The organism is Kitasatospora sp. GP30 (genome assembly GCF_029892145.1).
Classification (GTDB): Bacteria; Actinomycetota; Actinomycetes; order Streptomycetales; family Streptomycetaceae; genus Kitasatospora; species Kitasatospora acidiphila.
The window spans coordinates 314591-323787 of sequence record NZ_JARZAH010000005.1; the positions used below are offsets into that span (position 1 = coordinate 314591).

The window sequence follows — 9197 nt, forward strand, 5'->3', positions numbered from 1 at the left end:
TGATTGATTCCACCGTCCCCCGGCGCTCGCCCCTCGGCGAAAGTATGTCATCATCTGAAGACATCAAGTGAAGACATCGAACGATGACAAACATCGGACGATGACGGTCCGCCGCGCCCACCCGGCCCGGCCGGCGGCCCGGTTCACCTCAGCCCGACGCACGCCACGGCCGGCTCACCTCAGGAGGGGACGACCCATGACGACGGTGCTACCCGAACCCCGACCCGCCACGGCACGCGAACGCGCCCTGGTGCCCGTGCTGGTCTTCCTCGGCACCGTGGTGGCGGTGATCAGCAGCCTCGGCGCGCCGCTGATCCCGACCATCGCGTCCGTCGACCACGTCTCGCTGGCCAACGCCCAGTGGTCGCTGACCGTGACCATGCTGGTGGGCGCCGTCGCCACCCCCGTGATGGGCCGCCTCGGGGACGGGCCGCGCCGCCGCCCGGTGGTGCTCACGGCCGCGGCCGTCGTGGTGGTCGGCAGCGTGCTGGCCGCGCTGCCGCTGGGCTTCGGCTTCCTGCTCGCCGGCCGCGCGCTGCAGGGCGTCGGCCTCGGCCTCACCCCGCTGGCCATCGCGATCGCGCGGGACAACCTGCCGGAGTCCCGCTCCCGCTCCGCCGTCGCCCTGCTCTCCATCACCACGGTGGCCGGCGTCGGCCTCGGCTACCCGCTCACCGGCCTGATCGCCCAGTCCTTCGGCATCCACGCGGGCTTCTGGTTCGGCGCGATGATCAGCGCCCTCGGCCTGCTGCTCGCCATCCTGGTGCTGCCCGCCAACCCCCACCGCGAGAGCCACCCGCTGGACGCCCTCGGCGCGGCGCTGCTCGGCCTCGCGGTCACCGGTCTGCTGCTGGTGCTCACCGAGGGCGAGACCTGGGGATGGACGGCCCCGCGCCTGCTCGTCCTCGCCGCCGTCTCGCTGCTGCTGCTCGCCTGGTGGGCCCGGCACGAGCTGCGCACCGCCCACCCGCTGGTCGACCTGCGCGCCCTGCGCAACCCGGTGGTGCTCACCGCCAACGTCACCGGCGTCGTCGCGGGCGTGGCGATGTACCTGCTGATGTCGCTGGTCACCCGGTTCGTCCAGACGCCCAGCGCGTCCGGCTACGGCTTCGGCGGCTCGGTGGTGGTGGCAGGCCTGGCGCTGCTGCCGTTCTCGGTGATGAGCGTGCTCGCCAGCAAGGTCGTCCCGGTGCTCGCCCGGCGCACCTCCACCGCCGCCGTGCTGCCGGTCGGCTGCGCGGTCTCGCTGCTCTCGATGCTGGTCTTCCTGACGGCCCACCAGCACCTGTGGCAGATCCTGGTGGTGATGGGGATCGCCGGACTGGGCGTCGGCTGCACCTTCGCGGTGATGCCCGGACTGATCGTCAGCTCGGTGCCGGCCCGGGAGATCGGCAGCGCCGTCAGCTTCAACCAGGTGCTTCGCTACATCGGGTACTCCACCGGCAGCGCGCTCTGCGGCGCGATCCTGCAGGCGCACACCGCCGCAGGTCACCGGCTGCCGAGCGAGTCCGGATACCGCGCGGCCCTGCTGTTCGGGTGCGTGGTCTGGGTGGTGATCGGACTCGCTACCATCGTGCTGCCGAGGCGCGCCGCCGCGGTGGCCCGGCGGGCGAGCGTGGACGAGGAGCTGATGGTGGAGGAGAGCTTGGCGGACATCGCGCCCGGCGAGGACGAAGTGCCGCTGCGGGTGACCAGTTGACCGAGCCCGCCGCGGCCCCGCAGCACCGCGATGCCGAGGCCCAGGCCGCGCCCGGTGCGAGCGGTGCCGCCGCCCCGCGACGCCGCGACGCCGCACGCAGCCGTGAACTGCTGCTCCAGGCGGCCATGGAGCTCTTCGCAGACCGCGGCTTCGACCGCACCACCATCCGGGAGATCGGTGAGCGCGCCGGGGTCGATCCGGCGCTGATCGCCCGCTACTTCGGCAGCAAGGTGCAGCTCTACCTCGCGGCGGTCCGCGCCGAGCAGGGCGATCAACCGCCCGCGGACCTGCTGGCCGAGGACCGGCTGCACTGGCTGCTGAACCGCTTCGACCGGCGCGGCCTCAGCCCGTCCTTCCCGGCCATGATGCTTCCTGGCGACAACAGTGAGGTCCAGCGGGCGGCCCGGGCCCATATTCAGGAGCGGCTGGTGGACCCGCTGCGCGAGCGGCTCGCCACCGACGGGGTGGAGCGGGCCGAGCTCCGGGCCGAGGTGGCCACCGCCGCCCTCGCGGGCGTGCTGATGGCCCGCTCCAGCGGCGCGTTCGCGGAGCTGTCCGCTGTCGACGCGGCGGAGCTGGAGCCGCTGCTGCGCGACCTGCTGCAGAGCCTGCGGGCCTGACCAGGGGCCGGAGCAGGGCCGCCGCCCGGCCCGGGTCGGCTGCCCGGGCCAGGCCGGTTGGGTCGGCCCGGGTCAGGCCGGATGAGCGGCCCGGGTCAGGCCAGGCGCTTGGCCTGGGAACGCAGCGCGATCGCGTGGCCGATCTCGATCACCCCGAGCGCCAGCAGCCAGATCCCGGCCATCACCGCCAGCGCCAGGATCGACCTGAACGGGTCGATCAGCAGGATCGCCCCGGCGACCGCGGTGATCACACCGAGGAAGATCTGCCAGCCCCGTCCGGGCGTGCCGTTCGGCACGTCCAGCGCCGCGACCGTGGCCGTGATCCCCCGGAACAGCCAGCCGATCCCGATCCACAGCGACAGGAGCAGCACCGACTGGTAGGGACCGCGGAAGCAGAGCAGTCCCACCAGCACCGACAGCGCCCCGCTGATGAAGCCGAGCACCCGCAGGCCCGTGGCCGTGTGCACCGTCGCGGCCAGCACCAGCTGCAGGACGCCGCTGATCAGCAGATAGACGCCGAAGAGCACGCCGACCACGGCCAGCGTCCGGTCGGGCCAGGCCAGCACCACCACACCAAGCAGGACACCGAGTAGTCCGATGGTCAGAGCACTGTGCCAACCGAACCGGGCGAGCGCGCCGAGCGGGCTGGTCGGGGAGCCGTTCTGTGGAAGCGTCATACCAGCCACCCTCGTCGCCGACCTGCTGATACGCACCCGCGGTAGGCCGAACGAGTGCGGGCGGTGGTCGCCGGGTTTGGATGCGGAACGGGCCCGCCGCCAAAGCGACGGGCCCGCCCCCCAGAGCGCGGAGGGCGGGCCCGTCGGTGCGGCAAGTCGTCAGGTCAGCGCGCCGCCGTTGCCGGCCCGCACCGCCTCGACCGCGTTCTGGTGCCAGGCGCGGGCGGCCTGCTCCTCGTCGACCTCGATCGGGCTGCCCTGCAGCGTGAACCAGTCCTGCGCATCGGTGTACTGCACGGTCAGGATCGCCTCGGTGCCCGTCCAGGTCGTGTGCACACTCAGGTCGCCGTTGAGTTGCGCCCCTTCGACGGTGCGGACCCCGCCGGGCCCGGCCCATACGTTCTTGGTCGTCCAGGTCGCCCAGGTCGCCGGTTCGTCTGCCATGCGCTGTCTCCACTTCGGGGGATCGCCTGCGATGGAGTGTGTGGCGGCGCGGTGTACCGCTACACGGTGTGACAACCCGTCACATGCTAGCTGGCTTGTTCGGCGATCGCGCAGTCGGGGGCCCGCCGGATCCAGGCGGCCGCGGCCGATTTCGGGGTGTTTCGGGGTGCCAGGCCCGGCCTGGACCCGATCCGGCCGACCCCAGCCGGACCGGGCCCAGGGGGCGTCTTGGGTGTGGCAGGCCAGGGAAACCTGCCCACCCGGAGCCGGCGGCCGATCTCTGCACAGTCGACGCCGCCGGCGATCCGGTCGGCTGGCGTGCCCGGGGAAGCCACCAGTCGTCCGGAGCCCTTGGGTGCTCCATTCACCTCTTCAGCGCCGGGGACCGGGGAAGTGTCACACCCTTTCGAAAATTTTTTTCGGACGTTTCCTCCTCGTCCTGGACTCCGTCCTGAACTCCGTCCTGAATGCCGCCGTCGACGCCGTCATCGATGCTCCGGAACCCGGTGGTCCGGCCGGTCAGTCGGCTGAGGTGAAGCCGTCCACCAGCGCGACGAACTCCTCCGGCCGCTCGAAGGACGCCACGTGCCCGGTGTCCAGCTCCGCGTAGCTGCTGCCGGCGATGGCCGCGTGCAGGGCCCGGCTGTGCTCCACCGGAATGGTGGCGTCCTGGGCGCAGCCGATCACCAGGGTCGGCGCGGTGATCTTCGGCAGCAGGTGCCGGATGTCCAGCGCCAGGTCCAGCGTTACATGGCGCATGGTGCCCGGGGTGGGCGGCATGTTGGGGATGAGCAACTCCACCTGCTCCCGGCCGATCGTGTTGAGGAAGCCGCGGCTGAACCCGGTGACGGTGACGATCCGGCCGAACGCCGCCGGGTCGCTCGCCCCGAGCTGCTGCCAGAGCGTGAACATGTTGCGTAGGTACACATCGCCCTCGGTGTGCCCAACCGGCCACCAGGACCAGCCGGCGCACCAGGTCCGGGCGGAGCGCGGCGGCGGTCGCGGCCACCGTGGCGCCCATCGAGAAGCCGAGCAGGTCGACCGGGCCGGTGCCGGCGTCCTCGATCACCGCGATCAGCTGGGCGGCCAGGCCCTCGACGGTCAGCGGCCCGCCGTCGTCGGTGGTGCGCTCGGTGCCCGAGAGGTCAGGGGTGATCACGGTGCGCCGGTCACTGAACCGCGGTACCAGCTGGCCCCAGTTCAGCTCCGCGCCGGCCGAGCCGGTGCCGTGCACCAAGGCGAGGGCCGGACCGGAGCCGTACCGGTCGTAGTGGACCAGGGCGTCGTCGACCTGGACGGTGTGCACGGCACGGGTGGTGGTGGTCATCGCTGGTGCTCCTTCAGGAGGTTCGGTCGCCGGGGCCGTTCGCCTGGCACCGATGACCCTGCCGGGGGCGCAGCCCGGCCGACAGAGCACCGCGAACCCTGGGATCGCCGATCCCTGGTTCGCCGCGACCGGATCCGGCAAGATGATGATCATGACGATCAACCGGGACGAGCTTGCCGACTTCCTGCGCCGGGCCCGGGACCGGGTGACGCCGCAGGACGTGGGCCTGCCGTCCGGTCCCCGGCGCCGCACCCCCGGGCTGCGCCGCGAGGAGGTCGCGCAGCTCGCGGCGATGTCGGCCGACTACTACATCCGGCTGGAGCAGGCGCGCGGCCCGCAGCCCTCCCCGCCGATGCTGGCCGCGCTGGCCCGGGCGCTGCGGCTGAGCGATGACGAGCGCGACCACCTCCACCTGCTGGCCGGCCACCGTCCGCCGGCGGTCCGCAGCAGCGGCGACGGGGTGAGCCCCGGCCTGCTCCACCTGCTCGGGCAACTCCCCACCACCCCGGCCCAGGTGCTCAGCGAGCTCGGTGACGTGCTCGCTCAGAACGACGCGGCCAGGGCGCTGCTCGGCGGCGTCTGCACGGTCTCCGAGCACGGTCGCAACGTGGCCTGGCGCTGGTTCACCGCGCCGCCGATCCGGGCCCCGTACCCGCCCGAGGAACACGACTACCTCAGCCGGCTGCACGTCGCCGACCTGCGCGCCGCGACCGCCCGCCGTGCCGACGACCCCGCGGCCGCCCGCCTGGTGGCGCGGTTGACCGAGGCCAGCGCGGAGTTCCGCACCCTGTGGGAGCTGCACGAGGTGGCGGTGCGCCGCCGCAGCCGGATGCGGCTGCGGCACGAGCTGATCGGCCCGATCGAGCTCGACTGCCAACTGCTGCTCGACCCGGAGAGCGACCAGCGGCTGGAGCTCTACACCCCGCCGCCCGGCACCGACACGGCCGAACGGCTGGCGCTGCTGCGGGAGTCGGTCAGCCCAGCCGGAGTGTGACGAACGGGATGGTGTCCCCGTCCAGCAGGTAGCGCTCCACCTCGACGAAGCCCCGCGCCTCGGCGAACCGCAGCCCCTCGGTGTTGCCGGCCAGCACGATGGTCTCGACGGCCGGAGCGCCCAACTCCCTGGCCCGGGCCAGCCCACTCTCGTACAGCAGGGTGCCGAAGCCCCGGCGCCGGTACTCGGGCAGGATCCGGGCGATCACGGTGGCGGCCGGCTTCTCCGCGCCGGGTGGGCGCACCGTGCTGCAACCCACCACGACCCCGTCCAGCACGGCGAGTTCGAGGTGGTAGCGCCCGGACCGCTCGCGCACCTGGTCGAGGGAGAGCGGATCGGTCGGGATGATGGTGTTGTGGACGTGCCGCCAGTCGGCGAGCATGGCGTCGCCGACCGCCTGCTGGATCATCAGGGTTTGCATGGCGGCAGCCAACCGGTGCGGGCCGCACGGCGTCAACGGGATTGCGGCTCCTGCCCGGGTGCGGCCTCCACGGGGAAGTGGATCGGACTCAGCAGGTACTGCGCCCGCTCGGGGCTGGGCCGGTTGGCCAGCCTGGGAGCGATGGCCGCCCGCAACTCGCCGATCAGCTCGTCGAGTTCCGCAGGGCTGAGCCAGAGGGCGTGCTGCCGGTAGCCCACCTGGTCGGCCACCGGGTCGGCGTCCGGGCGGTCGAGGTAGGTGCTGAACTCGGCCAGCAGCGCGGTCATCGCGGTGGCGAAGGCCTGCCGATGGCGGTCGGGGGTGAGTGCGCGCAGTGCCTCGGGGCCGACCACGGTCCGGTCCTGGCGCAGCCGGTAGTGCCGCTCCACCGCGCCGCGCACCCGTCGCTCCTCGGCCACCTCCAGGATCCCGCCGCCGACCAGCAGGTCGATGTGCCGGTAGACGCTGGCTTTCGACGCCTCGGGGATCCGCGCGCAGAGCTGAGCGGTGGTCAGCAGCCGCCCGCCGCCCATCGCGTGCACGATCCGCAGCCGGATGGGGTGGGCGAGGAGTTCCAGGGAGTCCATGCGCGAATGCTCTCACAGCTGCTACCGTTCTCAAGTATGAGAATAAATGAGAGGGACGCACGCGCGGTGGCCGGCGACTTCGCCGCGCTGCTGCGCGCGGAGCGCTTCGCCGAGACCATGGAGCTGTTCGCTCCGCCGCTGCGTGCCGCGGTGTCCGAGGAGGTGCTCCGGATCGCCTGGACGGGCGCGATCGCCGGATCGGGCGAAGTCGCGACGGTCGGGGAGCCGGTGAGCGAGCCGGGCGCGGGCGGCCTGGTGCGGGTCCGGATCCCGGTGCGCTGCGCGGGCGGCGGCTTCACGGTGGTCGTCTCGGTGGGCGGCGACGGCCTGCTGCACGGACTGCGGCTGGCCCCGGAGGGCGACGCCGAGTGGCAGCCACCGCACTACGCGCAGCCCGATCGTCGCACCGAGCGCGAGGTGGTGCTCGGCAGCGGCCCGCTCGCCGTGCCCGGCACCCTCACGCTGCCCGACGGCCCAGGCCCTTGGCCCGCCGTGGTCCTGCTCAGCGGCGGCGGCGCCTTCGACCGGGACGGGACCAGCGGCCCCAACAAGCCCCTCAAGGACCTCGCCTGGGGCCTGGCCGCCCGCCAGGTCGCCTCGCTGCGCTTCGACAAGGTGACGTTCGCCCACCCGGACCGGCTGCCGGCGGACCACACCATGGCGGACGAGTACCTGCCGCACGCGCTGGCCGCCGTCCGACTGCTCGGGCAGCAGCCCGAGGTGGCCGCCGACCGGATCCACCTGCTCGGCCACAGCATGGGCGGCAAGGCGGCGCCCCGGATCGCCGCCGCCGACCCGTCGATCGCGGGCCTGGTGCTGCTGGCCGCGGACGCCCAGCCGATGCACCAGGCCGCCGTCCGGGTCGCCCGCCACCTGGCCGCGCTCACCCCCGGCCCGGGCGCCGACGCGGCCGTGGCGGCGCTGGCCCGGCAGGCCGAGCTGGCGGGCGGGCCCGACCTCGCACCGGACACCCCGTCAGAGCTGCTGCCGCTCGGCTACTCCGCCGCCTACTGGCTGGACCTGCGTGCCTACGACGCGGTCGCCACCGCCGCCGCACTGGCCCGCCCCATGCTGATCCTGCAGGGCGGGCGGGACTACCAGGTCACCGTCGCCGACGACCTGACCCGCTGGCAGGCCGCCCTCGCGGACCGGACCGATGTGACGATCCGGATCCACCCGGACGTCAACCACCTCTTCTTCGCCGGCAGCGGACCCGCCACCCCGGCCGAGTACGCACACCCGGGACACGTCGACCGGGCGGTGCTGGACGATGTCGCGGCCTGGCTGGCACGGCACTAGCGGGGTGGGAAGGCGGCGGGCTCTGGCAGGTTGGGAGGTGGCAAGCCCTGTGCCGGGAAGGCGGCCAGCTCGGCGCTCCAGGCATCGGCGGCCGCCGTCAACGCCGCCGCGTCACAGGGGATTTCGATGGCGAACTGGTGGATCTCGTCGCCGTCGTCGTCCGGCTGCCAGGGCGGCGCGGCCTCCAGCGAGAGGTGCACGCGCAGGACCAGCCGGTCGCCGGCCCGGTCGGCCAGGCTGAACGCCACGAGCGGCTCCAGGAAGTGCAGGTCGGGGGAGAGCTCGCCGTCGGCGGCCGGCTCGCTCACGGGCACCCAGCCACCGGCCGCCCGGCGCAGCCAGCGGGCCAGCTTGCGGGCCTCGTCCACCAGCAGCGCGGGCTCGGTGAACGACCAGCGACCCGCCTCGGTGGCCACCGCGCCCGTGATGATCAGCCAGTTGTCGTCGTAGTAGTCACCGCGGACCGACCCGAACTGGTAGCGGACCGGCTGCAGCTCGATCCGGTCGACCCGGGGTTCGTGACTCGTCAGCAGCATCGCGCCAGCATGTCACGGCAGTGTGCCGATCGCCGCCTCCACCAGGGCCACCCGCTCCGCCACCGGCGCGGCCGGCACCTCGACGAGGGTGAAACCGAAGGCCCGGTAGCTCTCCTCGTGCCGCCGCTCGAACTCCAGCGACTCCGCGAAGCTGATCCGGCGCGCGGCCGTGGGCTCGCAGAAGCCGAGGTTGCGGATGAAGAACACGGTCGGCTGGTACACCTCCGCCGCGACGATCCGGTCCAACTCCGCGCGCAGGCCGGGCGGCACCGGGTGGCCGAGGTAGTCGGCCAGCGCGTGGGTGCAGACGGGCGAGCGGTCGAAGAACTGCACCGGCCGCTCGCAGGAGGCCAGTTGACGCTCCCGCTGGAGCGCCGCGATCTCGTCGACGAACGACGGGCGGGTCCACGGCTCGGCCACCCCGACCGCCTGCGCCCCGGCGATCACCTCGGTGGCCGCCTCCTCGACCACCGCATGACCGCGCTCGGCGAGCGCGTGCAGCAGCGTGGTCTTGCCCGCGCCGGGAGTCCCGGTGAGGACGAAGCGACGCACCACGATGGTCCCCTCTCGATTCGGGAGTCGGGCCGCCTGCC

General features: G+C 73.2%; 11 protein-coding genes and 1 pseudogene. 4 read left to right on the top strand and 8 right to left on the bottom strand.

Annotated elements, in window-relative coordinates; all coding sequences use genetic code 11:
- Positions 1-196: 196 nt before the first annotated feature.
- Positions 197-1699: an MFS transporter gene (locus tag P3T35_RS11235; RefSeq protein ID WP_101384571.1), complete on the top strand. Its 1503-nt coding sequence runs from the start codon at positions 197-199 to the stop codon at positions 1697-1699.
- A complete protein-coding gene (locus P3T35_RS11240) occupies positions 1696-2319 on the top strand; it encodes a TetR/AcrR family transcriptional regulator (protein ID WP_280705647.1) in 624 nt (207 codons plus the stop codon). Before P3T35_RS11235 ends, P3T35_RS11240 begins: the two co-directional genes overlap by 4 nt.
- Positions 2320-2414: 95 nt before the next feature.
- Here P3T35_RS11240 and P3T35_RS11245 read toward each other — a convergent pair whose 3' ends face one another.
- From P3T35_RS11245 to P3T35_RS11260, 4 genes and pseudogenes are all read right to left on the bottom strand, one after another.
- Positions 2415-2996, bottom strand: a complete 582-nt coding sequence (locus P3T35_RS11245; protein WP_101384572.1) for a DUF308 domain-containing protein — start codon at positions 2994-2996, stop codon at positions 2415-2417.
- 159 nt (positions 2997-3155) lie between these two features.
- Positions 3156-3440 (bottom strand): hypothetical protein, encoded by a 285-nt coding sequence (locus P3T35_RS11250; protein ID WP_101384573.1) that lies wholly within the window; start codon positions 3438-3440, stop codon positions 3156-3158.
- A 519-nt stretch (positions 3441-3959) separates the two neighbouring features.
- Positions 3960-4352 (bottom strand): alpha/beta hydrolase, encoded by a 393-nt coding sequence (locus P3T35_RS11255; RefSeq protein ID WP_280705725.1) that lies wholly within the window; start codon positions 4350-4352, stop codon positions 3960-3962.
- Between the two features lie 88 nt (positions 4353-4440).
- Positions 4441-4920 (bottom strand): annotated as a pseudogene (locus P3T35_RS11260) (alpha/beta fold hydrolase); the annotation flags it as partial.
- Between P3T35_RS11260 and P3T35_RS11265 the strand changes: the two are divergent.
- Positions 4910-5761 (top strand): helix-turn-helix transcriptional regulator, encoded by an 852-nt coding sequence (locus P3T35_RS11265; protein ID WP_218976845.1) that lies wholly within the window; start codon positions 4910-4912, stop codon positions 5759-5761. The pseudogene P3T35_RS11260 and the gene P3T35_RS11265 sit on opposite strands and share 11 nt — an antisense overlap.
- On the opposite strand, the gene P3T35_RS11270 is transcribed toward P3T35_RS11265, so the two are convergent.
- Entirely contained in the window at positions 5742-6182 is a 441-nt protein-coding gene (locus tag P3T35_RS11270; RefSeq protein WP_101384574.1) for a GNAT family N-acetyltransferase, read from the bottom strand. The two genes, P3T35_RS11265 and P3T35_RS11270, sit on opposite strands and share 20 nt — an antisense overlap.
- 32 nt (positions 6183-6214) lie before the next feature.
- Complete coding sequence (locus P3T35_RS11275) at positions 6215-6769, bottom strand: helix-turn-helix domain-containing protein (protein ID WP_101384575.1); 555 nt, start codon at positions 6767-6769, stop codon at positions 6215-6217.
- A 36-nt stretch (positions 6770-6805) separates the two neighbouring features.
- Between P3T35_RS11275 and P3T35_RS11280 the strand changes: the two genes are divergently transcribed.
- A complete protein-coding gene (locus tag P3T35_RS11280; RefSeq protein ID WP_101384576.1) occupies positions 6806-8068 on the top strand; it encodes an alpha/beta hydrolase in 1263 nt (420 codons plus the stop codon).
- On the opposite strand, the gene P3T35_RS11285 is transcribed toward P3T35_RS11280, so the two are convergent.
- Both P3T35_RS11285 and P3T35_RS11290 read right to left on the bottom strand, forming a co-directional pair.
- Positions 8065-8604, bottom strand: a complete 540-nt coding sequence (locus tag P3T35_RS11285) for a hypothetical protein (RefSeq protein WP_101384577.1) — start codon at positions 8602-8604, stop codon at positions 8065-8067. The two genes, P3T35_RS11280 and P3T35_RS11285, sit on opposite strands and share 4 nt — an antisense overlap.
- A 12-nt stretch (positions 8605-8616) precedes the next feature.
- Entirely contained in the window at positions 8617-9156 is a 540-nt protein-coding gene (locus tag P3T35_RS11290) for an AAA family ATPase (protein ID WP_101385583.1), read from the bottom strand.
- Positions 9157-9197: the final 41 nt, after the last annotated feature.